The 24,059-nt window shown below is 75.7% G+C and carries 21 protein-coding genes; 7 read left to right on the top strand and 14 right to left on the bottom strand.

Annotated elements, in window-relative coordinates:
* Nucleotides 1-75 precede the first annotated feature (75 nt).
* From H596_RS0113165 to H596_RS0113135, 7 genes are all read right to left on the bottom strand, one after another.
* Entirely contained in the window at nt 76-756 is a 681-nt protein-coding gene (locus H596_RS0113165) for a hypothetical protein (RefSeq protein ID WP_027285290.1), read from the bottom strand.
* The gene (locus H596_RS0113160; RefSeq protein WP_027285289.1) at nt 753-1,784 is read right to left on the bottom strand and encodes an alginate O-acetyltransferase AlgX-related protein; all 1,032 of its coding nucleotides are present in this window, start codon (nt 1,782-1,784) and stop codon (nt 753-755) included. The genes H596_RS0113165 and H596_RS0113160 overlap by 4 nt, the downstream gene beginning before the upstream one ends.
* Nucleotides 1,781-6,496, bottom strand: coding sequence for a UDP-forming cellulose synthase catalytic subunit (bcsA, locus tag H596_RS0113155; protein WP_027285288.1), 4,716 nt, complete (start codon nt 6,494-6,496; stop codon nt 1,781-1,783). Before bcsA ends, H596_RS0113160 begins: the two co-directional genes overlap by 4 nt.
* On the bottom strand, nt 6,493-7,293 hold the full coding sequence (locus H596_RS0113150) for a cellulose synthase operon protein YhjQ/BcsQ (RefSeq protein ID WP_027285287.1): 801 nt from the start codon (nt 7,291-7,293) through the stop codon (nt 6,493-6,495). The genes bcsA and H596_RS0113150 overlap by 4 nt, the downstream gene beginning before the upstream one ends.
* Nucleotides 7,294-7,306: 13 nt before the next feature.
* The gene (locus H596_RS0113145) at nt 7,307-7,525 is read right to left on the bottom strand and encodes a hypothetical protein (protein ID WP_027285286.1); all 219 of its coding nucleotides are present in this window, start codon (nt 7,523-7,525) and stop codon (nt 7,307-7,309) included.
* Complete coding sequence (locus H596_RS23855) at nt 7,526-7,915, bottom strand: hypothetical protein (RefSeq protein ID WP_156910117.1); 390 nt, start codon at nt 7,913-7,915, stop codon at nt 7,526-7,528. It abuts the gene before it with no gap.
* Nucleotides 7,916-8,017: 102 nt separating this feature from the next.
* On the bottom strand, nt 8,018-9,061 hold the full coding sequence (locus H596_RS0113135) for a glycosyl hydrolase family 8 (RefSeq protein WP_027285284.1): 1,044 nt from the start codon (nt 9,059-9,061) through the stop codon (nt 8,018-8,020).
* 227 nt (nt 9,062-9,288) lie between these two features.
* Here H596_RS0113135 and H596_RS0113130 point away from each other — a divergent pair, with 227 nt between their 5' ends.
* A complete protein-coding gene (locus H596_RS0113130; RefSeq protein ID WP_051212971.1) occupies nt 9,289-10,185 on the top strand; it encodes a fumarylacetoacetate hydrolase family protein in 897 nt (298 codons plus the stop codon).
* A gap of 73 nt (nt 10,186-10,258) precedes the next feature.
* On the opposite strand, the gene H596_RS21500 is transcribed toward H596_RS0113130, so the two are convergent.
* A complete protein-coding gene (locus H596_RS21500; RefSeq protein ID WP_084602764.1) occupies nt 10,259-11,647 on the bottom strand; it encodes a bifunctional heptose 7-phosphate kinase/heptose 1-phosphate adenyltransferase in 1,389 nt (462 codons plus the stop codon).
* 177 nt (nt 11,648-11,824) lie between these two features.
* Between H596_RS21500 and H596_RS0113120 the strand changes: the two genes are divergently transcribed.
* The 5 genes from H596_RS0113120 to H596_RS0113100 all read left to right on the top strand — a co-directional run bounded on the left by H596_RS0113120 (nt 11,825) and on the right by H596_RS0113100 (nt 15,916).
* Nucleotides 11,825-12,769: a hypothetical protein gene (locus H596_RS0113120; protein ID WP_027285282.1), complete on the top strand. Its 945-nt coding sequence runs from the start codon at nt 11,825-11,827 to the stop codon at nt 12,767-12,769.
* Nucleotides 12,766-13,920, top strand: coding sequence for a hypothetical protein (locus H596_RS0113115; protein ID WP_027285281.1), 1,155 nt, complete (start codon nt 12,766-12,768; stop codon nt 13,918-13,920). The genes H596_RS0113120 and H596_RS0113115 overlap by 4 nt, the downstream gene beginning before the upstream one ends.
* A 68-nt stretch (nt 13,921-13,988) precedes the next feature.
* A complete protein-coding gene (locus H596_RS0113110; RefSeq protein ID WP_027285280.1) occupies nt 13,989-14,438 on the top strand; it encodes an RrF2 family transcriptional regulator in 450 nt (149 codons plus the stop codon).
* A gap of 198 nt (nt 14,439-14,636) precedes the next feature.
* The gene (locus H596_RS24870) at nt 14,637-15,200 is read left to right on the top strand and encodes a regulatory protein RecX (RefSeq protein ID WP_027285279.1); all 564 of its coding nucleotides are present in this window, start codon (nt 14,637-14,639) and stop codon (nt 15,198-15,200) included.
* Nucleotides 15,197-15,916 (top strand): AzlC family ABC transporter permease, encoded by a 720-nt coding sequence (locus H596_RS0113100; RefSeq protein ID WP_027285278.1) that lies wholly within the window; start codon nt 15,197-15,199, stop codon nt 15,914-15,916. Before H596_RS24870 ends, H596_RS0113100 begins: the two co-directional genes overlap by 4 nt.
* On the opposite strand, the gene H596_RS0113095 is transcribed toward H596_RS0113100, so the two are convergent.
* On the bottom strand, nt 15,906-16,094 hold the full coding sequence (locus tag H596_RS0113095) for a twin transmembrane helix small protein (RefSeq protein ID WP_027285277.1): 189 nt from the start codon (nt 16,092-16,094) through the stop codon (nt 15,906-15,908). The genes H596_RS0113100 and H596_RS0113095 overlap by 11 nt on opposite strands.
* Before the next feature lie 7 nt (nt 16,095-16,101).
* A complete protein-coding gene (locus tag H596_RS21495) occupies nt 16,102-17,307 on the bottom strand; it encodes an MFS transporter (RefSeq protein WP_169579875.1) in 1,206 nt (401 codons plus the stop codon).
* Nucleotides 17,308-17,382: 75 nt separating this feature from the next.
* On the opposite strand from H596_RS21495, the gene H596_RS21485 reads away from it, so the two are divergent.
* Nucleotides 17,383-20,106, top strand: a complete 2,724-nt coding sequence (locus tag H596_RS21485; RefSeq protein WP_051212967.1) for a mechanosensitive ion channel domain-containing protein — start codon at nt 17,383-17,385, stop codon at nt 20,104-20,106.
* Here H596_RS21485 and H596_RS0113075 read toward each other — a convergent pair.
* The 4 genes from H596_RS0113075 to H596_RS21480 all read right to left on the bottom strand — a co-directional run bounded on the left by H596_RS0113075 (nt 20,087) and on the right by H596_RS21480 (nt 23,981).
* On the bottom strand, nt 20,087-20,392 hold the full coding sequence (locus tag H596_RS0113075) for an AzlD family protein (protein WP_037301334.1): 306 nt from the start codon (nt 20,390-20,392) through the stop codon (nt 20,087-20,089). The genes H596_RS21485 and H596_RS0113075 overlap by 20 nt on opposite strands.
* Nucleotides 20,393-20,435: 43 nt before the next feature.
* Nucleotides 20,436-20,768 carry a ferredoxin FdxA gene (fdxA, locus tag H596_RS0113070; RefSeq protein WP_027285275.1) on the bottom strand — a complete coding sequence of 111 codons (333 nt, stop codon included), beginning with the start codon at nt 20,766-20,768 and terminating at the stop codon, nt 20,436-20,438.
* Nucleotides 20,769-20,845: 77 nt separating this feature from the next.
* Nucleotides 20,846-21,127, bottom strand: coding sequence for an RNA-binding S4 domain-containing protein (locus H596_RS0113065; protein WP_027285274.1), 282 nt, complete (start codon nt 21,125-21,127; stop codon nt 20,846-20,848).
* A gap of 1 nt (nt 21,128) precedes the next feature.
* A complete protein-coding gene (locus H596_RS21480; protein WP_037301332.1) occupies nt 21,129-23,981 on the bottom strand; it encodes a helicase-related protein in 2,853 nt (950 codons plus the stop codon).
* Nucleotides 23,982-24,059: the final 78 nt, after the last annotated feature.

The following is a 24,059-nucleotide window of genomic DNA, read 5'->3' as shown; positions in this document are numbered from 1 at the left end:
AGCGTCCTCTGCAAGGGGCTGCCCGGGCGCGGGGGAGTGCGGGGCGGGGGCTTCGGGTGAGGCATCGCGCGCTGTTCAGCGACGGATGGGCGCGGTGACGTCGCGCGTCATGAAGGCCTCGGGCGCGCCGGTCGCGCCCGGAATCATCCAGACGCTGTACATCCCCCCCGGCTCCAGCCCCTGCAGGGTGAAGGCGGCGGACACGCGCGCCCCGCAGGCGGCGCGCACCTCCGCGGTGACGGGATTGACGCTGCGGGCGCGCCCGGCGAGGGCCGGCACCTCCGCCAGCACGGCCTGCCCGCCCGGGAGAAGCTGCAGGGCCCCCGCGGGGCAGTCCGGCAGCGCGTTGTAGAAGGCGAGGCGCGCCCGGGCGCGGTTGAAATCCGTCTCCTCGACCACGGTGGCGATCGCCGGATTGCCGTCCGGCCCGCGATGGATCAGCACCGTCACGAAGCTGTCGGGGCTGGCGCGGAAGCTTCCCTGCCCGCGCCGCGCGCCCTCGGCGATCTCCACCCGCAGCGTGCGGTTCGCGACGTTCTCCACCACCGTATAGGCCCCGATGCGCTGCGCGGGCTGCGTTCCGAGACCGAAGGCCGGCAGGAAATCGGGACGGAGCTGGACGGCCGCGGGGAGCGTGTTGGCGAAGCGGACGAAGGCCGATCCGCGCGGCGGCGCCGGCTCATAGACCTGGCCCTGCGCGAAAGCCCAGGCGGGTGCAAGGGCGGAGACGCAGGCCAGCAGGGCGCGGCGCGTCATGCCACCGCCCTCCGCAACTCCTCCAGAAAGGCCCGCGGCGTCATCGCCGCGCGCTGCCAGCTCTGGTTGTTGGGAAGCCCCATCATGTCGCCCTCGATGTGGTTCCAGACGATGACGCGCGGCCGCCGCAGCCGGAACTCGCTGCCGCGAAGATACTCCACCAGCGCCGCATAGGGGCCGATGTTGTTGGGCCGCCAGGCGAGGCCCACCGGCCGCATGATCTGGTTGGACAGAACCGGCTGGAAGCCGAAGCGTGGCTGCACATTGCTGGTGCCCACCACCTGCACATCCGCCACGTCGTCCTCCAGAAGCCCTCCGCCCGCCCCCTGCGCCAGTTCGCGTATCGGGGATTCCTCGGGCCCGTAGTTCGCGCGCTGCGCCGGCGGCAGGAAGGGCAGCAGATCGCCCGCGGCGAGGCGCATCATCCGGAACTCGCCCAGGGCGGTGCCCGGGCGCGGGCTGGGCGGCAGGCGCAGCCGCGAGAGCATGTCCCGGGCGGTGCGCACGGCCGCGAGCTCCGCCCCCACCGGCGTCCAGTGCGTGTCGGTGCGGAAGAAGAGCGGCCAGTGGGGATCGCTCGACGCGGCCTCGCGGAAGGCGGTGTCGAGATCGGGGACCAGCGCGCCGGCCCGGCCGAGCTCCGCCGCCACCGTGCCGTAGCGGCGGTCCACTTCCGCCGAGACGCGCATGCCCTCGGGCAGGAAGCGCCGGTACACCCTGCCCTTGGAGGGCAGCAGCAGGATCACCGTCTCGATCCCGCCGCGCTTGAGGATGCCGATGGCCTCCGCCTGCATCTGCAGCACCTGGCGCAGCGCCCCCATGTCCAGCCGGTCGAGCCGATCCCAGAGGGGAAACAGCCACCCCTCCCGCCCGATCACGGTCAGCGAGGGGCTGGCCGGCTGCGCTGCGCCCGCGCCCGGCGCGGCGGCGAGCGGCAGCGCGAAGGCCGCACGGCGCGGCAGCGGGCGACCGCGCCGGCCTTGCCCTTCCGGCTCTCCGCGGCCGGCGATCTCGCGCGAGGCGCTCACACCGAGCGTTCCCGAAGCCGGCGCGCCGCGCGCCGCCGCAGGATCCAGTAGAGCGGCGCCGCCAGCAGCACCAGCGCGCCCGCCAGCAGCAGCAGCAGCGCGTAGGGGTTGTTGCCGAGATAGTAGTCCGGCCACATCCAGGGCGGCAGGCTGCCCACCGTGTAGGTGGAGCCCACGCGGAAGGCCTGCACCCGCCCGCCCGAGAGCAGCGCGAGATCGCCCTGCACGCGCGGAAGCTGCTCGGGGTCGCGCAGGGCGGTCAGCATCGCCTCCATGCCCTCGGGGCTCGATCCCGTCAGCGCCACCACCGACCGGCCGGAACGCAGCGGGGACTGGAAGGCGAGCAGCGCGCCCAGCGCCTCGCCGGGCGCGGCGAGCTGCGCCGCAACGCGCTCGAGCTGCGCGCGGCGCTCGCCGCCGAAGAGGTTGCGGAAATCGCCCAGCCCGTCGTTGAGCTGAACGGTGAGGCGGTTGCCCTCGAGCTGGATCGGCCCGTCGCGCAGCAGCGCGGCCAGCGCCGGCTGGCGGCCCAGCGCGCCGAACACCATCAGGTCGCGGTCCGCCACCTCGTTCAGCCCGTTGGGGCGCACCACCTGCAGGCCGATGGGCGGATAGCCCACGATGGCGGCGAGCCGGCCGAGCAGCGTGAAGGTGGCCTCCAGCTCGCCCGCGCTCGGGCGCTCGGGCACCACAACGGCGCTCTGCGCGAAATCGGCGTATTTCGTGTAGGGGAAGCCCGAGCTCACGAAATGCGCGAGGTTGGGCAGCACGGCGAAGCGGTGCGCGCCGCTGATGTCGATGGTGCTGTCGCTGTCCACCGAGGCGCGGATGTCGCCGGGCACGGCCACGCAGTCGCCGCGGTGCAGCGGGCGCATGTCGAAGCGGAGCTGCAGCTCGTTCTGGCCGAAGATGAGGTAGGGCGGGATGCCCACCCGCGCCTCTCCCCGCTCGGAGCCCACGAGGCGCTGGCGCAGCCAGTTCAGCGGCCAGCCCGGATCGGCCTCGCGCAGCGGCAAGGAGCGGAGGAACACGTCGTTCACCGCCACGTCGAGGCGCGAGACCGCCACGTCCATCACCGGCCCGGGCGGGGCGCGGAAGCGGATGTCGGTGGGAAGGGGCCGGCCGCGCCAGGTGTAGAGATCGGGCGCGGTGCGGAAGGGCACGGCGATGGGCCCGGGCACATAGCCGAAGGCCTGCAGCTCCGAGGGGTCCATGATCTCGCCGAAGCGCACGGGGCGGTCGGCGCGCAGCCAGCGCGGCGCGTCATAGGGCTGGCGGGGCGGGATGTCCTGCGCCTGCACCAGCGCGATCTCGCCGGTCAGCGCCTCGCGGCCCACGCCGAGCGCGGTGGCGGCCGCCACCGCCTCCAGCCCGGTGCGCCCGGCGATGACGAGCAGCAGGCCGAAGGGGTCGTTGGGGTTGTTCACCACCGCCAGGGTCGGGCCGTCGATGCGCGGCAGCGCGAGGCCGGGCGGCGTGTCGAGCCCCGCCACCACCACCACGCCATTGCCGCGCGGCGGAAGCTGCGAGCCGACAGGGAAGCTCGCCCCCCGGTAATCCGCCTGGATGGCGAACCAGGAGGTGGCGATGGCCGCCGCGCGGATGATCTCGTTGCTCGCCGTCTCGGGCAGGATGATGGGCAGCACCAGCGGCTCGCGCAGCAGGCGCGGGTCGAAGAAGGGCTCGGGCAGCCGCGCCAGGTCGCGCACCACGGGCAGGCGCTCGAGCGTGAGCGCGAGGGTGGAGGTGTCGGAGATGGAGCTCCACAGCAGGCCGGAGAGCGGGTCGTTGCACTCGATGGCGTAGCGGCCGGAGAAGCGGAAGTTCAGCCGGTTCGCGTCCGAGAAGAAGGCCGGGTTGATCGGGAACTCGAGCGGGCCGAAGGCGGGGCGGCTGCGGTCGGGCTGGATGGCGCCGATGAACTGCTCGTTCAGCGTGATGGCGATCTGGCTCAGCTCGGGGATCAGCGCGGGCGAGGTGGCGCCCTGCAGCACCAGCGAGGCCTGGGTCACCACCTCGTCGCCGCGCACGCCGAAGAGAACGCCCTGCAGGTCGGAGACGCCACGCAGCTGCATCGGCCCGCGCAGGCCGAGCTGGCGCAGGGTGCGCACCTCCTGCCGCACCCCGGTGGTCTGGCCAGTCGCGACCTCATCGGGCCGGCCGAAGCCCTGGCCGGGCGCGGCCGGGGGGATCTGGCCGGGCGCGGCCGGGGCGAGGTTCAGCGGCGCGGGGGCCGCCGGGGCCGGCGCGAGGTTGAGCGGGACGGGCGTGACGGGGTTGAAGGGGCTGGGCCCGGCGCCCGGCTGGGCGGGCGCGAGGGCGGGCGGCGTCGGGGCCGGGGCGAGTTGCACGGGCGCGGGCGGGGCCGGTGCGGGGGCGAGGTTGAGCGGCGCGGGCCGCGCGGGCGTCGCGGCAGCCCCGGGCGGCGGCGGCGGGGGCGACAGCGGCGGCGGCTGGAGCTGCGCGGCGGCGCCGGCGGGCAGCAGCAGCAGGCCGAGGCCGAGGGCGGCCGCCACCGTCTCCTTCGCGCGCGGCGCGTCCTCGCGGGCGGCCGGCGCGGGGGCGGTCGCCCGCCGGCCGCCACGGCGGCGGCCGGGGCGGAAGCTGAACTGGGATTCGCCGGCGAACAGGCCGCCGATGGCGAAGATCACGTCGCGCAGCGAGCGCAGCGGCCGGTCGGCCGGCACGTCGTCCCAGTCCACCCAGGCATCGGCGCGGCCGAGCACGAGCTGCACGATCGCGCCTTCGTCGCGCAGGTCGCGCGGGGCGAAACGCACCTGCAGGCGTCCCTCCTGCCAGCGCAGCACCTCGGCGGGGATGCGCAGCACATCGCCCATCGCTTCGAACTCGAGGGTGATGATCGCGTCCTCCGGCAGGTCCTGGGGCTGTTCGATGCTGATCGCCGCGCCGCCGAGCGAGAGATCCTGCGTCAGCCCCTCGATGCGCCGCCCGTCGGGCAGCAGGGCGGTGGTCTCGATGACGACGTTGATGCGGGCGCGCTCGCGCAACTGCCGCCGCTCGCGGCCCACGGCGATGCCCGCCAGCACCGCGATCAGGCATAGCACGGCCCAGAACACGTTCAGCGCATAGGCCTGGAACTCCAGGCTGGCCGGCGGGTTCACCGCGAGCCCATAGACGCCGAGCAGCACCCCCGCGATCAGCGCCACCGCCAGGAGCATGTTGGGGCCCACGGCGCGCAGGTCGAAATAGCCCTCCTCCAGCGTGCCGCCCTTGTCGGTCACGTTGAAGCGGCCGCGGCGGGGGTCGATGAGCGTCGAGAGCGTCACCGGCAGCAGATAGACCGTCAGCACCGTCTCGTAGATCTCCGACCAGAAGGAGTGCCGCGCCGTCGTCTGCAGGCGCGAGGCGGTGGCGATGGAGTGGATGATGTGCGGCCCCGCATAGGCGACGATGGCGAGCGGCGAGGCGGCGATCACGTTCTCCCCGAACAGCAGGAAGGCCAGCGGCGCGGTGAGGAAGACGAAGCGCGGCAGCGGGAAGAGGAAGTGGAACATCGCCAGGAAGTAGCAGAGCCGCTGCGGCAGGCTCAGCCCGCGCCCGAAGAGCGGGTTCTCGATGCGCAGGATCTGGATCATCCCGCGCGCCCAGCGCATGCGCTGGCCGATGTGGATGATCAGGCGCTCGGTGGCGAGCCCCGCGGCGAGCGGCACGCGCAGATAGGCGGTGCGCCAGCCCAGCCGCTGCATCTTGAGCGAGCAGTGGGCGTCTTCCGTCACCGTCTCGGTCGGCACGCCGCCCACCGCCTCCAGCGCCGTGCGGCGGATCACCGCGCAGGAGCCGCAGAAGAAGGTGGCGCCCCAGAAATCGTTGCCCTGCTGGATCAGGCCGTAGAACAGCAGCCCCTCGTTGGGCACGCGATGGCCGACGACGAGGTTCCGCTCGAAGGGATCGGGCGAATAGAAGTAGTGGGGCGTCTGGATCATCGCGAGGCCCTTGTCGCGGATCATCCAGCCCATGGTGAGCTGCAGGAAGCCGCGCGTGGGCACGTGGTCGCAGTCGAACACCACGACGTACTCGCCGTCGGTGCGGGCCAGCGCGTGGTTGATGTTGCCCGCCTTGGCACCCTTGTTGTCGGGGCGGATGACGTAGTTGCAGCCCACCTCGGCGCAGAAGCGGCGGAACTCCTCGCGCCGGCCGTCGTCCAGCAGGTGCACGCGCAGCTTCTCGGCCGGCCAGTCGAGCGCGAGCGCGGCGAAGACGGTGGGCCGCACCACGTCCAGCGGCTCGTTGTAGGTGGGGATGAACACGTCCACCGTCGGCCACTCGTCCGGATCGTCCGGCAGCGGGACGGGCTTGCGCTCCAGCGGCCAGAGAAGCTGGAAGTAGGAGAGCACCAGCACCACGATGGCGTAGAACTCCGCCAGCACCAGACCCGTGCCGAGGAAGGTCTGCCAGAAGCCGGCGAAATCCAGCGTCTCCGTCACGCGCCAGTGGAAGTAGCGCAGGCTGACCACGGTGGAGAGCGCGGCCAGCATGATGGAGATGGTGCGGCCGCGCAGCCGGTTGAGCACCAGGAAGAGCGCGAAGGTGAGCAGGCCGAAGATGGCCTGCTGCTCCGCCTCCATGGGCACGACGATCACGGCCAGCGCCGCCAGCGCCCCCAGCAGGCTCAACGCCCAGCCCACCGCGCGGTTCCGCAGGAGCGGAAGCCGCGCGATCCGTTCCTTGTGGGCCGGGACGGAGAAGCTCATCGCGCGCCCCAGCCCGTGCCGAAGGGTTCGGGGCTGGGCGGCAGCGCCGCCTCGATGCCGCGGGCGATCTCGCGCAGATCCTCAGCGGCCTGGCTGGTGGGCGCCATGTCGAGCACGAGGCGCTGGGCGGCCAGCGCCTCGGCCACCAGCTCGTCGCGCGCCACCGCGCCGAGCAGCCGCGGCCCGAGATGGCGCGCCACCGTCTCGGCCGCCGCGCGCGAGAGCCGCGCATTGGGGTCCACCCCGTTCAGGATGACGCGCAGCCGCCCGGCGAAGAGCGCGGCCATGGTGCCCGCGCCCAGGAAGCGGCCGCTGTCGATGTCGGGGATCAGCGCGGCGGAGGTGGCGTCCGGCAGCAGCACCGCGCAGACCATGGAGGCCATGGGCGCGAGGATGTTCAGCGCATGCGAGGCGCCGGGCGGCGTGTCCGCCACCACCAGCAGGTTCGGATCGCCCAGGATGGAGCGCATGGGCGCGGCCAGCAGCTCCGGGTCGCGCTCCAGCGCGTGGGCGAGGCCGAGCGTGCCGCGGATGTCGCTCGAGCCGTGCGGCAGCAGCATCACGCCCGAGGCGGTCTGGCGCACCAGGTCGCGCCAGTCGGGGCGCTTGGGCAGGTCCACCATGAAGCCGGCCGTGTCCGTCAGCGGCACGCCGAAATGCAGGCGCAGCGTGTTCTGCGGGTCGAAATCCATCACCAGCACGCGGCGGCCCTGACGGCGCATCGCGTCGGCGATGTTGGCCGCCAGAGTGGTCTTTCCGACGCCGCCCTTGGGTGAGGCGAAGCAGAGAAGGGGCATGGGAACTCCGGGTCTAGCGGGCGGCAGGCCGCGTGGCGGCGCGCGCTGCCTCCTTGGCGGCGAGGCCCTCGGCGATGAGGCGCATGACCTCGGCGAGAGGCCGCGCGACCGCCGCGGCGGGCTTGGGCTCGGGGGCGGGCGGGGGCGTGCTGGGCTCGGCGGTCGCGCCCCGCAGCAGGGCCAGCGTGCTGCGCGGCGGCGCCGCTGCCGGCGGCTGCGGCGCGGGCGGCAACTAGCCGAGCGCGTCCAGCAGGGCGAAGGGCGCGTGCGACTCGGCCGGCGCTGCCGCAGGCGGGGCCGGCGGCGTGGCCGCCGGGGCGGCCGCCGTGGCGGGCGGCGGTAGGGTCGCGGCAACGGGCGGCGGGGCCGGCGGGGGTTCGAGCATCTCCGAGGCGGCGGCGAGCGCGGCCCAATCCACTTCAGGGGGCTCCGCCCCCTCGGGCGGCGCGGGCGTCGAGGGCGGCGCGGAAAAAATGGGCGCTGTCTCCGCGTCTGGACGCGCCACGGCCTCCGCGGGCGGCTCGGGCTCGACGCGGACGGGCGGATTTCCGAAGCTGCGATATCTCAATCCGGGCGTGTTGAGCGCGGCCCGGATGCGCGCCACGTCAGGTTCCTCAGCCATCTCAACCCCGAGCCTTCGAATGTTGGCGCAAACATGCCCAGAATCCCAAGGGCTGGGAATAGCTTTCACCAATCCTTTGCATAGAATGCGCCGATGTGGCGCTCAGGACATGCCGCGATCCAGCGCCGCGAGGTCCACCAGCAGCACGAGGACGGACGAGTAGTAGTCCTCCCCATGCAGCGGCGCGCTCCGCGCCGCGCGCGACAGCCCTGACAGCCCCGCGGACTCGCGCGACAGTTGCGCGATGGCGGCGGTTCCCCGCGAGGCCGGATAGGGCGAGAGCTGGTTGTTCGAGAGGTCCGTCCAGGCCGGCAGCATGCGCGGCGCATGTTCCTGCCAGAACCGGGCGGGCCCGGTAACCCCTGGTTCCTCCGTCAGCCCGGCCCAGGCCAGGTAGAGCGGCACGCGCACCGCGTCGTAGGAGAATCGCGCCGGCCAGCCCTGCGCGGGGGCCAGCCGCCCCTCGCCGCGGGTCCAGGCCAGCCAGTCCGGCGGCAGGCGCCAGCGCCCGAAGCGGCCGCGCCGCAGCAGCGACAGCCCGTCCACCACGAGCTGGAACCAGGCGGGGTCCGGCGCGGCCAGCGCCAGCGCCCGCAGCGCCGGGAAGGCGTAGTAGGAGGGGTTCACCACGATCTGCCCCGGGCGCTCGAAGCCGCGCAGCCCGGGCAGAAGCAGCAGGTGATCCCCCGCCGGGCGCACCAGGCGCTGCAGGATGTCCCGCGCCATGGCCGCGCCCTGCGCCTGCCACTCCGGGCGGCCCCAGCGGTCGCCGGCCTCCAGCAGCGCCCAGGCGATGAAGATGTCCCCGTCGGTGGCGTTGTTCGGGTCGTCCACCCCGGCCTCGGGGCGGAAGCGCCAAGCGAAGAGCTCGTCCGCCGGGCGCTTCAGCACGCGCATGGTCCAGGCGTAGAGCCGCTCGAAGGCCGCGCGGTCATCGGCGCGGGCGGCGCAGAGCATCGCCCAGCCCTGCCCTTCGGAATGGGAGATGCCGCCATTGCCCGTGTCCACCACCCGGCCCTCCGGCGCGAGGAAGCGGTCGCGGAACTCCGCCCAGCGGCGGCGGAACCCGTCGCGCGCCGGCTCGGCGCGCAGGGGCGCGGCGATCAGGGCGGGCAGGCCGGCGAGGGCAAGGCGGCGGGGCAGCACGGCGCGTCTCCGCGATGGGGCGCAAGGGGCGGCCGCCGCCCCAGGCGCGTAAGCAAGGCCCGGGCGGCGTGGGGCCACACCGCCCTTCGCCGACCACCGGCCGCCCCCTCCTGGCGCGGAAGCGATCCTCTATCTACCTGTTTCTTGATATTCTGGAAACAGCGCCCCCCGTCTGGACAAGCCGGCCCTCAGCGCGCCCTATGCCGCCGCCGCACAGGAGGACGCCGATGGCCCTGAAACTCGTCACCTTCGCCCCCCATGCCGGGGGCGCCCCGCGCGCCGGCGCGATGCTGAACGAGGGCGAGATCCTCGACCTCACCGCCGCCGGCCTGCCCTATCCGGACATGATGGCGGTCATCGCCGCCGGCTCGCCCGGCCTTGCGGCCATCCGCGCCGCGCTCGCCAGCCCGCGCGCGGCGGCCGTGGTGAAGCGGGCGGAGGCCGCGCTGCTCGCCCCCATCCCGCGCCCGGCGCGCAACATCTTCTGCGTCGGCCGCAACTACATGGACCATGTGGCCGAGGGCGACCGCACCCGCGGCATCACGCAGAGCGAGGCGCCGAAGTTCCCGCAGTTCTTCACCAAGGCGCCCGAGACGGTGATCGCCCCCGGCGCCACCATCCCCGACCATGGTGCGACCGGCGTGACCCAGTGGCTGGACTACGAGGCCGAGCTCGCCCTCGTCATCGGCAAGCCGGGCGCAAACATCGCGAAGGAGGAGGCGCTCTCCCACGTCTTCGGCTGGACCATCGGCAACGACGTGACGGGGCGCGACCTGCAGCGCCGCTACGGGCAGTGGTTCAAGGGCAAGTCGCTCGACGGCTCCTGCCCGCTCGGCCCCTGGATCGTGCCGGCGGAGGATCTCGACGCCTCCGACATCGCCATCGAGCTGTGGGTGAACCAGGAGAAGCGCCAGTCCTCGCGCACCTCCAAGATGATCTTCGACGTGAAGGAGATCATCCACCACCTCTCCATCGGCTTTACCCTGCGCACGGGCGATGTGGTGCTGACCGGCACGCCCGAGGGGGTAGGCTACGCCATGCAGCCGCCGCAGCTGCTCAAGGGCGGGGATGTGGTGCGAATCGCCATCGAGGGCATCGGCGAGCTGGTGAACCCGGTGGGCTGAGCGCCCTTCGCTTGGCGCGCGGCCGCCCCGCCAACCCCGCGCGCGATACGGGCGGCACGGAGTGCCGCCCGCATCATTCCGCGAAGCGCAGCTCCCCGCCCCATTCGCGCAGAAGCGCGGCGAGGCGCGGATCCTGGGCCGGCGCCACCATCACGTCGGGGCGCAGCAGGCGCAGCGTGTCCTCGCCCGCGCCGTCCGCGCCGATGGCGACGAGGTCCACCTCTGGCCGCTCGGCGATCTCGCTCGCGCGGTCGGTCTCCTCGCGCACGCCCACCAGCAGACGGTCGCACCAGGCGCGGGCGCGGCGCGTCGTCTCCTCCGGGCAGTCGGCTTGGCCGGCGGGCAGGAAGCCGATGCGCCAGCCGCGGTGCCGCCAGCGCTCGATCACCTCCACGGCGAGCGGCAGCGAGACGAGCTTGCGCGCCGCGCCGCGGCCGGGCGTCAGGCCCTCCAGCAGCTCGTCGCTGCGCACCACGGCGATGCCCGCCTTGCGGCTGACGATGCCGAGCGCGAGCGCGGCGAGCCGCGCCACCGCCGGCAGCGCCAGCCCGGCGGCCAGCCCCGCCGCCACCACCGCCACCACCGCATCGCCGCCGCCCGCGGGGTCATGCACCTCCGAGGCCTCGGCGCGGAAATGGCGCACCGTCTCGCCGCCATCGGGCTCGGCCTGCAGCAGCGTCAGCCCGTCGGGCACGCGGGGCACCAGCACCGCGCCGAAGCCGTGGCGGCGGCTGAGCGCGCTGGCCGCGGCGGCCGCGCTCGCCTCGTCGTGCACGGGCATGCCGGTGGCGCCGGCCAGCTCCTCCGGCTCGGGCATGATCAGGTCCGCCCCCGCGAAGCGTGCGTGGTCGCCGCCCTTGGGGTCCACCACCACGCGGCGGCCGGCGGCGCGGGCGGCGCGGATCAGCCGCGCGGGAATCTCGCCCGAGAGCACGCCCTTGCCGTAGTCCGAGAGCACGAGCGTCGTCGTCGCCGCCACCGCGTCGGAGGCGATCTTCACCAGCCGGTCCGCGAGGCGCGGATGGATGGGCTGGAACTCCTCGCGGTCGGTGCGCAGCAGGTGCTGGCCGCCGGAGAGGAAGCGCGTCTTGGTCGTGGTGGTGCGCCCGCCCTGCACCAGCAGCCAGGGCTCCACCCGCGGCTGGCCGCCGATCAGCCCCGTGAGGTCGCTGCCCGCCGCGTCGTCGCCCACCAGCGAGACGAAGGCCACCGCCGCGCCCAGCGCGGTGAGGTTGCGCACCACATTGCCCGCGCCCCCGGGCAACGCCACCTCGCGCTCCACGTTGAGCACGGGGATGGGGGCCTCGGGGCTGATGCGGCTGACGCTGCCATAGACGTAGCGGTCCACCATCGCGTCGCCCACGACGAGGACGGCCGCCCGGTGGATGCCGCGCACCGCCTCGGCCAACTGGGCGGGCGTCACGGCGTCCTGCCCCGCATCGGGTCTGGGCTGATCCGGCATGCGCTTTCCTGACCGTTTTCACGATCCCTACAGGGTTCCGGCATCCTCCTGCAACAATTCATCCTTTCGGACCCCGGGGCGGACCCGGGGCGGAACCCGGACAGGACAAGGCTTCCTTAAGCGGCGCGGGGCGATCAGGGCGGCTCGCGGGCGTGCGGAAGCGGGGCGCGGCGGCTGATGCGGGTGATCGAGGCCAGTCAGGGCGGAGGCGGTTCGGGCGGCCATGGCGGGCTGCGCGCCGTGGCGGCCGCGCTGCCGCCGGGCAGCCCGATCCTGCTGCTCGATGCGCCGAGGGACGCCGCCGATCGCCGCCTCGCCCGGCTTCTGCTGCGCGAGGCCGCGGCCTTCGGCGGCGGCGAGGCGGTGCCCCTGCCGGGCGGCGAGGTGCTGATCGGCGGCACCCCCGCCGCGGCCGAACGGGCCGCCGGGGAGCTGCGCGCCCTGCTCGGCCTCGCGCCGCGCCGCCTCGCCCTGCCCGAGGCGCTGCCCCTGCTCGATTCCTGGCTGCCCCAGGCGGGCCGCGCCCTCCCCGCCGCCGCCCCGGTCGGCTGGGCCGCGCTGGAGGCCGAGGGCGCCGCCCGGCCGCCCGGCGAACTCGCCGCGCTGAGCCTCTTCTCGGCCGCCGCGGGCGGGCCGCCCGTCGCGCAGCGCCTCGCCCCGCGCGCGCCGCTTCCGCCCGAGCCCGAGCAGCGCGCCTGGGCGCGGGAGCGGCTCTGCCGCCGGCTTCTGCAGGCGCTGACCTCGCCCGCCGGCCTCTCCGCCCTGCCGCCGCTGCGGCCGGGGCTGCGCCTGCTGCTCGACCTTCCGGCCGCCGGCCTTGCCGGCGGGGGGGCGATGGCCAGGCTGCCCGGGCCGCCGCCCATCGCCCTGCTGCCGCTTGCCCTGCTGGCCGAGCCCGACGCCTTCGCCGCCCGCCGCGCCGGGCTGGAGGCCGCGGGCTGGGAGGTCGCGCTGCTCGCCGACTCGCCGGCCGCGCTGGAATGGCCCCTCCCGCCGGGGTGCTGGCTGGCCGCGCCCATGCCCGCCGCGCCCCCGCCCGCGCTGCCGGAGCGCCTCATCGCCCTCGGCGCGCCGCCCCCCTGGCCGCTGCCCGCGGCCGCGCTGCGCGAGGCCGCGCCATGAGCGAGGCGCTGGCCTGGTCGCGCGAGGGGCCGGTGGCCGAGGCCCTGGCCCTCGCCGCCCTGGTGCGGGACTGCGTGGCCTCCGGCATCGAGCGCCATGCGCTGCTGCTGCGCCTCTCCGCGCTGCCCGAGCGGCTGCGCGCCCCGCGCCACGCCCGGCAATGGGAGGAGGCGCTGGCCCCGCTGCTGCGCCCCACCCGCGCCCGCCGCTTCGACCTGCCGGGCGGCGATGTCGCGGTGGTCTCGCCCCCGCCGGGGGCGCATCTCGAGACGGCCCGGGCCGCCCTGGCGCGGATGGCCCCGGAACTCCCCCTGGAGGACTGGGCCCCGCATCTTCGCCTGCCCGCCGAGGCCGCGGTGCTGCTGGCGGCGGTGGAGAGGGCGCTCGGCCTCGCCGCCGCGCCCGAGGCCCCGCCGCCTCCGCCCGCCCCCCCGCCCAGGCCCGCCGCGCTCGATGCCGCGCTGCGCGCGCTCGCCGGGGCCGATGTCGCCATCGCGCAGCGCCGGCGCGGGCTGTGGCGGCTCGCTCCCGGGCAGGAGGAGGCCTGGCGCGAGGCGACGGAAATCCGCGCCCATCTGCCCGATCTGGCCGAGCGCCTGCTGCCCGGCGCGGCGCTGGAGGCCTGCCCGGCCGCCTTCACCGCCTTCCGCCGCGCCGCCGAACGCCGGCTGCTCGCCGATCTCGCCCGGCCGGAGGAGGCGCGCGGCCTCGGCGCCGTCTGCCTGCCCCTCGCGCTCGGCAGCGTGACGGAGGCGGAGGCGCTGCGCCTCGACGCCGCGCTGGGCCCCTTCGGGCGGGAGCGCCTGCATCTGTGCGTGCCGCTCGCCGACGCGCTGGCCGATCCGGGCGGCTTCGCCCGGGCGCGCCGCTGGGCCGAGGCGCGCGGCTGGCGGCTCGGGCTGGACGGGCTGGAACCCGCGCATCTTCCCGCCCTCGGTCTCGCCGCCCGCGCCCCCGGCCTGCTGCGGCTGCGTTTCCGGCCCGGCTTCCTCGCGGCGGACGCCGCCGCCCGCGCCGCCTTCGCCGCCGCCCTCCCCGAGGACCGCGCGCGGCTCGTGCTGCTGGGCGCCGACACGCCCGCCGCCATCGCCTGGGCCTGGCAGCACGGCATCACCCTCTTCGCCGGGCGGGTGTTCGACGGGCGGGGATAGCCTCGCGGGTTGGAATCATGCGGCGGCCGGGTTATTTCCACGCCGCGAGAAAGGAGATTTCCCCCCCCATGCTGCTGCGCCAGGACCGTGCGCTGCTCGCCCTCGACATCGCGCTCGACGTCGCGTTCCACGCCGGGCGCTCGGGCGAGGTGACCGGCGCGGCCGAGATCGCCGAGCGCCTGGGCCTCGCGCGGCGCGGCATCGAGCCGATGCTGCAGGCCCTGGTCCGCGCAGGGCTGCTCGACAGCCTGCGCGGGCCGCGCGGCGGCTACCGCATGGCGCGCGCGCCGCGCGAGGTGCCGCTGGCGGACATTCTCGCCGCCGTCACAGAGGAGGAGGCCGGCCCGCCCAGCCCCGCCGGCCGGCTGGCCGCGGCCGTCACCGCGCCGCTCTGGGCCGAGCTGGATGCGCTGCTGGCCGAGCGGCTGCGCGCGCTGACCCTCGAGGATCTGCTCAAGCGCGCCGCCCAGGCGGGGCTGCGCCGGCCGATCACGGAGCCGTTGCATTTTGTCATTTGAGCCCCTCAGTCGCCGGGCGGCGGCCGTCCGGCCGCCTTGGCTTCGCCGCGGGGCGGGCGCGCCGGGCGGGGCGGCGGGTCTGGCGGCGCCGGCCGCTGTGCGGCCGGAGGGTGGGGAGGGTGTGCATGTGCCTGCCCACAGTCGCCGGGCGGCGGCCATCCGGCCGCCTGGGCGTCGTCCCATCCCTCGCCTCCGCCCATGACCGCCCCCGACGAAGCGAGCCTCCGCGAGGCGGCGCTGCGCCACCTCTCCCGCTTCGCCGCCACCGAGGCGGGGCTGCGCCGGGTGCTGCACAACCGCATCCGCCGCTGGGCCCGCGCCGCCGAGGCCGCCGGGCAGGAGGCCGATGCCGTGGCGCGCGAGGCCGCCGCCGCCCGCGCCCGCGCCGACGCCATCGCCGCCCGCCTCGTCGCCGCCGGGGCGGTGGATGACGCCGCCTTCGCCGCCGCCCGCGCGCGCCGGCTGCTGGGGGCCGGGCGCTCGGCCCGGGCCGCGCTCGCCCATCTCGCCGCCAAGGGAGTGGACGCCGCCACCGCCCGCGCTGCCCTGGCGGGCGAGGAGGTGCCGGACGAGTTCACCGCCGCCCTCGCCCTGTGCCGCCGCCGCCGCCTCGGCCCCTTCGCCCCGGCCGCGCCGGAGGCCGAGACGCGGCGCAAATGGCTTGCCGCCCTCGCCCGCGCCGGCTTCCCGGGCGAGGTGGCGCGCCGCGCCCTCGCCACCCCCCGCGAGGAGGCCGAGGCCCTGCTCGCCCGCCGGCCATGAGCGGGCAGGGGCGCGTCGTCTTCACCCGGGCGGGGGTGTGGCGCGGGGCGCGCATGGCCGCCGCCATCTCGCCCGCCATGCTGCCCTTCGGGCTGGTGGTGGGGGTGATCGCGGATGCGCGCGGCCTCTCCACGCTGGAGGCGGGGCTGATGAGCGCGCTGGTCTTCGCCGGCACCTCGCAGCTCGTGGCGCTGGAGCTGTGGCGGGAGCCCGCGCCCATCCTCGCCGCCGCCCTGGCCGCGCTGGTGATCAACCTCCGCCTCGCGCCCATGGGCGCGGCGCTGGCCCCCTGGCTGGACCGCCTGCGCGGCTGGCGCCTCTGGGGCACGCTCGCGACGCTGGTGGACAACAGCTTCGCCATGGCGGTGGCCGATCAGCGCGCGGGCGGGCGCGATGCGGGCATGCTGCTGGGCGTCGGGCTCGGCCTCTGGGTGTTCTGGGTGGGCAGCACGGTGCTGGGCCACCTCTTCGCCGCGCTGATCCGCCTGCCGCCGGGCCACCCGGTGTTCTTCGCCAGCCTCGCCACCATGGTGGCGCTGCTCGTGCCGCTCTGGCGCGGGCGGATGGACCTTGCCCCATGGGGCGCGGCGGCGCTGGTGGCGCTGGGCGTGAGCCAGGCGGGGCTGGGCCAGCCCTGGCCAGTGCTGGCGGGCGCCCTGGCCGGCGCGGCGCTGGGCGCCTGGCGCGAGGCCCGCCGCCCGCCGCCTACCTCATGAGCAGCAGCAGCAGCCCGAACAGCACCAGCGCCACGAACTGGAACAGCACGCGGTAGCGCATCAGCTTCTGCGAGGCGCCGCCATCGGCGCCCCGCGCCATGCCGATCATGCCGGCGATGAGAACCCCGAGCGTGGCGAGCATCGCCGCGGCGACAAGAACGGTGAGCACGGTCTGCATCGCCCCATCATGGCCCCTCGCGCCGCAGGCGCAACCGCGCCAGCGACAGGGCGCCCATGCCCCCCGCCGCGGCGCAGAGCGCGAAGCCCAGCGCGTAGCCGCCGGACGCCAGCACCATCGCCGAGAACAGCACGGGCATCGCCACCATGGTCGCGGCGAAGGCGAAGCCGAGCGCCGCTGTGGCCGCGCCCACCCGGCCCGGCGGGGCGATGCGCGCCACCTCGCCCAGCAGCACCCCGTTCCAGCCGATGGCCGAGGCGCCCATGGCCAGGGCCAGCAGGCTGATCGCCGCGCCCGGCCAGCCCGGCCCGGCCAGCGCCAGCAGCGCCGAGGCGAGCATGATGGCGAGCCCCAGGGCGAACAGCACCCGCAGCGGCCCCAGCCGGTCCGCGATCACCGCCCAGAGCACGCGCCCCGCCACCCCGCCCGCCTGCGCCAGGGCGAGCTGCAGCCCCGCCGCCTCCAGCGCCACGCCGCGCACCTCCACCTGCCAGACCACGAAGAAGGAGGAGAAGCAGAACTGCGCCGTGCCGTAGCAGCAGGAGGCGATGGTGAGCGCGCGGATCGCCCCCCGCCCGCGCAGCAGTCCGAGGCTCTGCCGCGCTTCCTCCCAGGGGCGCGGGCGCGCCGCGGCGGCCGGGGCGCGGTCGGCGTCCAGCGCCGCGCGCAGGGGCTGCAGGGCCAGCGCCAGCAGCAGGGCGAAGCCCGCCATGGCGAGAACCCCCGCGCGCCAGCCGAACAGCCCGCCCAGCGCCGGGGCGAGCGCGGCCACCAGCATCGCCCCCGCCGGCACCCCGCACTGCTTGAGGCCGAAGATCAGGCTGCGCCGCTGCGGCGGCACGCGCGGGGCGAGCAGATGGCTCCCGGCCGGCGTGATCGGCCCATGGCCCATCCCGGCCAGCAGCGCCGAGAGCGCCAGCGCCAGCGGATGGCCCAGCGCCGCGAGCCCGATGCCGAGCGCGATCACCACCAGCGCCCCCTGGCACACCCGCACCCCGCCATGCCGCCGCAGCAGCCCCTGGGCGAAGGGCCCCGAGAGCAGCGCGCCGCCATAGGTCAGCGCCGTGTGCACCCCGGCGAGCGAGGGCGAGAGCCCCGTCTCCGCGCCGATCGCCGGGGCCAGCACGGGCACGGTCAGGAAGGCGCCCATCCCCGCCATATGCGTGCCGAGAAGGGCGAGCATCACGACCCAGACGGACGGGGAGTTCATCATGCGCCGCACCATGCTGCGCCCGCGCGCCGCGCCCGGCAACTTGACCCGGCGCGCCGCCGCGGGGGAGAGGGGGGCATGACCCTGCGCCTCCTCGCGGCCCTGATCCTCGCCCTCGGCCTCGCCCTGCCCGCCGCGGCCCAGCCGGCGCCCGGCGCCTCGCCCGACACGGAGGTGAGCGCGGGCGAGCGGGTGCTGCGCTCCCTCTCGCCGGTGGCGCCGGGCGCGGCGGCCGAGCCCGCGCCCGCCGCCCCGCTGCCGCAGGGGGCGGTGCTGGGCCCGGCGCCGGAGCGTGGGGCGGGCCAGAGCGTGCCGCTGCCGCCCGCCCTGCAGCCGGGCGCCCCCCCGCCCGGCTCGGCCCCGGCCGCCGCGCCGGCCCCGAATCAGCCTCCCGTCGCCGCGCCCGCGGCCTCGGCGCCCGCCGCCCCGGCCCCTGCGCCCGCGGCCCAGATCCCCGCCGCCCCTGCCGCCCCGGCCGCCGCCCCGCAGCCGGCCCCCGCTGCCTCGCCCGCCGCCCCGGCCTCCGCGGCGCGCCCCGTCCCCGCCGCGCCGGCCGGTGCGGCGCGCCCAGCGCCCGCTGCGGCCCCAGCCGCGCCCGCTCCCGCCCCCCAGGCCCCCGCCACCCAGGCCCCCGCCGCGGCTGTCGCCCCGCCCGCGCCCGCCGGCGCTCCGGCCGCCGCCCCGCCCGAGCTGGCCGCGCTGCTGGACATCCTGCGCGACGAGGCGCGCCGCGCCGCGCTGATCCGCGCCCTGGAAGCGACCCGCCCCGCCGAGCCGGAGGCGCCGCCGCCCGCCCCGGCCGAGTCCCGCCCCGAGGAGCTGCCCGTCCCGGCCGAGATCGTGCAGGGCCTGGCCGACCGGCTCTCCGCCGCCGCGCTGCAACTGCTCGCCGCCATCTCCTCGGCCACCGAGATGCAGGGCGTGCGCGCCTGGTTCGGCCGCATCGCCACCGATGAGAGGCTGCAGCAGCAGGTGCTGGCGCTGAGCTGGAAGCTCGGCCTCGTCATGCTCGCCGGGCTGCTGGCCGAGCGGCTGCTGCGCTTCCTGCTGCGCCGCCCCTACCGCTGGCTGGAGGAGCGCAGCGCGGCGGTGGAGGGGCCGCTGCAGGGGCTGCGCCGCCTGCCCTACATCCTGGGCCACCTCTCGCTCGATCTGGTGCCCGTGGCCGGCTTCGGCCTCGCGGGGCTGACGGTGATCGGGCTCTACGCCATCTGGCCCTCCAACCGCCTGATCATGGAGGCCGTGGTGGTCTCCTACATGGTGGCGCGTCTGGTCATGGCCGCGGCGCGCCTCGTCTTCGCGCCCGATCTCGCGCGGCTGCGCCTGATCCGCTGCACGGACGAGACGGCGGCCTACGCCATGATCTGGACGCGCCGCCTGGCGCTGACGGCGGTGGGCTTCTACGTCGCCTCGGCCACGGCGGGGCTGCTCGGCCTGCCGCTCGGCGCGCAGGACGGCATCTGGCGCGTGGGGCTGCTCATCATCTCCGCCATGGTCGCGGTGATCGTGCTGCAGAACCGCGCCGCCGTGGCCGGGCTGCTCGATGCGCCGGAACTGCGCGAGGGCGACGAGCCCGACGCCACCCGCCGCTTCCTGCGCGCGGCGCGCACGCAGCTCGCCCAGATCTGGCACATCGCCGCCATCCTCTGGCTGCTCGCGGCCTGGACGGTCTGGGCGCTGGACGTGGAGCGCGGCTTCGAGCGGCTGGCCGCCTCCACCCTGGCCAGCGTCGTCGTCGTCGCGGTGGGCAAGCTGGCGGACGAGCTGATGCGCCGCTGGCTGATCCGCGCCTTCACCATCGGCGAGGATCTGGCGAAGCGGAACCCGGGGCTGGAGGCGCGCGCCAACCGCTACCTGCCCGTGCTGAAGGGGGCCTTCTCGGCCCTGATCCTCGCCGCCACGCTGGTCGCGCTGCTCGAGGTCTGGGGGCTGAACTCCCTCGCCTGGTTCCAGCCGGGCCGCTGGGGCGGGCGCGTGGTCTCGGCGCTGCTCACCATCGTGACCACCACCGGGGTGGCGCTGCTGATCTGGGAGCTGGCGAACGCCGCCATCCAGCGCCACCTGAATGCGCTGCCCAAGGACGGCTCGGCCGCGCGCAGCGCCCGGGTGCGCACCCTGCTGCCCATGCTGCGCACCGCGCTGGCGGCGCTGCTGCTGGTGGTGGTGGGGCTGACCACCCTCTCCGAGATCGGCATCAACGTCGCGCCGCTGCTGGCCGGCGCGGGCGTGGTGGGCCTCGCCATCGGCTTCGGCAGCCAGACCCTGGTGCGCGACGTGATCACCGGCATCTTCCTGCTGCTGGAGGACGCGGTGGCGGTGGGCGACACGGTGACGGTGGGCGGCCTCTCGGGCACGGTGGAGCAGCTTTCCATCCGCTCCATCAAGCTGCGCGCGCTGGATGGTTCGGTGCACATCATCCCCTTCAGCGCGGTGACGACGGTGACCAACCAGACGCGCGACTTCGGCTACGCCGTGGTGGACCTCGCCCTCGACCAGCGCGCCGACACGGACGAGGCGGTGATGCTGCTGCGCCGCGTGGGCGAGGAGATGCGCGAGGACGAGGCCTGGGCGCCGCAGCTCCTCGCCCCCCTCGAGGTGATGGGCGTGGAGCGGCTGACCGAGACGGGCGTGGTGGTGCGCGCGCGCATCATGACGCCGCCCGCGCGCCGCTGGGCGGTGGCGCGCGAGCTGAACCGCCGCATCAAGCAGCGCGCCGACGCCGAGGGGCTGCCGCTGTGCAACACCAACCGCCCGACCACCGTGGTGGTGAGCGCGCCCGCGCCTACACCGGCGCCAGGGTGAGCAGCCACAGCGCCGCCACCCCGCCCAGAATGGCGAGCGCATAGCTGCGCGTGCCGAGCATCACCCCCGCCACGCAGGCGGCGGCCAGCCACTGGTGCGGCCCCCCCGCCACCAGGGCGGGCGTGACGAAGGCCACGAAGATGCAGCCGGGCAGATAGGTGAGCATCGCCTGCACGAAGGGCGGCGGGCGGGTGGCGCGCAGCAGCGCATAGCCGCCGGCGCGCAGCAGGTAGGTCGCGCCCGCCATGGCGAGGATGGCGGCCAGCACGTCCCAGCGCAGGCTCATGCCGCCCCGCCCTGGCGAGGGGCCCGCGAGGCCGCCGCCCGGCTCAGGGCTTGCCCGGATTGGGGCTCAGCAACTCCTTCTTGCCCGGCTTGCCCTTCCACTCGTCGGCGTCGGGCGGCGGCTCGCCCTTGCGAGTGATGTTCGGCCAGGACTGGGCGAAGTTGCGGTTGATCTCCAGCCAGGGGGTCGCGCGGTCGTCGCTGTCGGGCAGGATGGCCTCGGCGGGGCATTCGGGCTCGCACACGCCGCAGTCGATGCACTCGTCGGGGTGGATCACCAGCATGTTCTCGCCGACGTAGAAGCAGTCCACCGGACAGACTTCCACGCAATCCATGTACTTGCACTTGATGCAGTTCTCGGTGACGACGTAGGTCACGAAGGCGCTCCTGGTCGGCGGGGAATGGCGCAGATGTGCCGCGCCCGGGCCGCGCTGGCAAGGCGGCGGGCATGCCGTTACGCGCCGGAGAGATCCTCGTAGAGCGTCCGGGCCTCGCTGGCCGGGCCGCGGCGCGTGCCGAGGTCGAGCACGCGCCACACCCGCACCTCGCCCTGCCAGGAGAAGGTGAGCACATCGCCCACCCGCAGCCGGGCATGCGCCTTGGTCACGGGCTGGCGGTTCAGCCGGAAGCCCCCCGCCTCGACCAGCGCGGCGCAGGCGGATTTCGTCTTGGCGAGGCGCGCGTGCCAGAGCCAGGTGTCGAGCCTCAGGAAGGGCGCGGCGCCGGGCTCCGTCACGCTATTTCAGCTTCAACTTGAGCAGGGCGGCGAAGGGGCTGTCCTCCGCGCGGGTGACGGGGCGGTCCTCGAAGAAGGTGCGCGTCTCGGGGCCGCCGGGGCCGCGGTCGCGGTCCCGCTCGCGTGGCGGGCGGGGGCGGTCGTCGCGGCGCTCCTCGCGGCGGGGGCCGCGCTCGCGCTCGCGGGGGGGGCCGTCGCGACGGGGAGCCTCGGCGCCGGCCTCGCGCGGGCGCTCCTCGCGCGGGCGGGGGGGCGCGCCCTCGGGGCGGGGGCCGCGCCGGTCCTCGCGACGCTGGCGGGCGGGGCGGGGCGCCTCGCCCTCGGCCGGCGGCGCGCCCTCGCCCTCGGCCGGGCGGGGGCCGCGGCGCTCCTCGCGGCGGGGCGGGCGCTGGCCCTGGCGCGGGCCCTCGGGCCGGCGCGGGCCGCGCTCGGGCCGGGCCCAGGCCACCAGGACAGGCGCGGGCGGGCCCTCCATCCCCTCGGGCAGCGGCGTGGGCTCGATCAGCCGGAAGCCGAGCCCGGCCAGCACCGCGCCGAGCTGATCGCCCTTGATGCCGAGCCGGCCCAGCGTCTCCGGCGGCAGCGGGGCGGGCGCGCGGCGCGTGACATAGCCGAGATCGGAGGCCACGCGCTCGGCCACGTCGAGCCGCACCAGCACCGGCCCCGCCGGCACCCAGCCCATGATCTCGGCGAAGCCCGGCGGCCATTGCAGCGCCAGCGCGCCGTCGGCCGGGATGGAGACGAGGCCCGGCGCGGGCAGCGGCGGGGTGGGGATGTCGTGGCTCAGCGCCCAGAGCTGCGCGCGCAGCGCCATGGCGCGCGGCTTCAGCGCCTCGGGCACGTAGAGGGCGAAGCGGCCGGCGCGGATGCCGATGGCCTTGAGCTTCGCGCGCAGCTCCTGGCTCATGCCGCGCTGCGCGTCCCCGGGCTTGAGGCCCAGAGTCTCGCGGAGCTGGAAGGCGGGGCCGCGCAGCGTGTTGTCCTCCTCCGCCTTTTTCTCGGCGGCGGCGACGGCGGCGAGATCCTTCGCCAGCACGCCCTCGATCCAGCCGGCGAGGCGGGCGCGCACGCGCTCGCGCTGCGGGCCGTCGAGGAACTCGCTCGCATGCACCTCGATCAGCGGCTTGCCCGGTTCGCTGCCCAGCTTCAGGCGCGCGATCTCGGCCCCTTCCCAGGTGATCCGGTGCTCGGGGGTGAGGGCGAAGGCCTCGGCCTTGGCGATCTCCAGCGCGGCGAGGCGGCGCGGCATCTCCTGCGCCAGCGCCCGGCGCGCGGCGCGCAGCACGAGCTTCTTCTCCTCCTCGCCGCCCTCGCCCAGCTCGGGGTGGAACTCGAAGCCGCGCACCTGGCCCACCTTGTGGCCCTCGACCATCACCTCGCCCTGGCGGGTGACGGCGCTGAGCAGCTCCTCGCGGGCGTCGTCGAGGCGGCGGATGAGGTGCGCTGCGCGGCGGTCCACGAAGCGGGCGGTGAGGCGCTCGTGCAGCGCGTCGCTCACCGCGTCCTCCGCGGCGCGCGCGGCCTCCTGCTGCGCCGCGGCGTCCTTCACCCAGTCCGCGCGCGCAGCGATGTAGGCCCAGACGCGGATCGAGGCGAGGCGGGCCATCAGCGTGTCGAGATCGCCCTCGGTGTTGTGGCAGGCGGCGATCTGGGCGGCGATCCAGTCGGAGGGCAGCGCGCCCTCCTCGCAGAGATGGGTGAAGATGCGCGCGCAGAGCCGCGTGTGGCTGTCATCCGCGAGCTTGCGGAAGTCGGGCACCTGGCAGGCCTCCCACAGCAGCGCGACGCGCGTGCGGGAGGAGGCGAGGCGGCGGATCTCGGGCTCGCGCGCGAGCTGCGCGAGGGTGATGTGGTCCGTCGCGTCATGGCCCTTGGCGAGGCCGGGCGCGGGCGGCGGGGCGGCCAGGCTGTCGAGCAGCGAATCCACATCCGTGAAGTCGAGCGCGCTGTTGCGCCAGGCCAGCGCCTGCAGCGGCTCGAACTGGTGGCCCTCGATCTTCTCCACCATCTCCTCGGAGAGCGGCGGGCACTCCGCCGTGGTGCCGAAGCTGCCGTCGCGCATGCCGCGCCCGGCGCGGCCGGCGATCTGCGCCGCCTCCTGGGCCGTGAGCGCGCGCGGCGCCTGGCCGTCGAACTTCGAGAGGCTGGCGAAGGCCACATGGTCCACGTCCATGTTGAGGCCCATGCCGATGGCGTCGGTCGCGACCAGGAAGTCCACCTCCCGGTCCTGGTACATCTTCACCTGGGCGTTGCGCGTGCGCGGGCTGAGGCGGCCCATCACCACCGCGCAGCCGCCGCGGCGGCGGCGGATGGCCTCGGCGATCGCATAGACCTCGCCGGCCGAGAAGGCGACCACCGCGCTGCGCGGGGGCAGCTTGGTCAGCTTCGCGGAGCCGGTGTGGGTGAGCTTCGACAGGCGCGGGCGCGTCTCGATCTCCACCTGCGGAACGAGGCGCTGCATCAGCGGCCGGATGGTCTCGGCCCCCATGAACATGGTCTCGACCATGCCGCGCGCGTGCAGCAGCCGGTCGGTGAAGATGTGCCCGCGGTCGGGGTCGGCGCAGAGCTGGATCTCGTCCACCGCGAGGAACTCCACGCGGCGGTCGAGCGGCATGGCCTCCACCGTGCAGGCGAACCACTTCGCCTCCGGGGGCACGATCTTCTCCTCGCCGGTGATGAGGGCGACGTGCTTCTCGCCCTTCGCGGCGACCATGCGGTCGTAGTTCTCGCGCGCGAGGAGGCGCAGCGGGAAGCCGATGATGCCCGAGGCGTGCGCGAGCAGCCGCTCCATGGCGAGGTGCGTCTTGCCCGTGTTGGTAGGGCCGAGGATCGCTTTCACGCGGGGGTCGAACATGGAAGGGCGCTTCCCGAGCGGATTTGCGGCCTTATGGCGCATGCGCGCGCGATTGCAACGCCGCCCCGCCGCGCCGAG

It is taken from the genome of Rubritepida flocculans DSM 14296 (assembly GCF_000425365.1).
GTDB classification, from domain to species: Bacteria; Pseudomonadota; Alphaproteobacteria; order Acetobacterales; family Acetobacteraceae; genus Roseococcus; species Roseococcus flocculans.
Note: the sequence above shows the minus strand (reverse complement) of the source record. Positions and strands in the feature narration are given on the sequence as shown.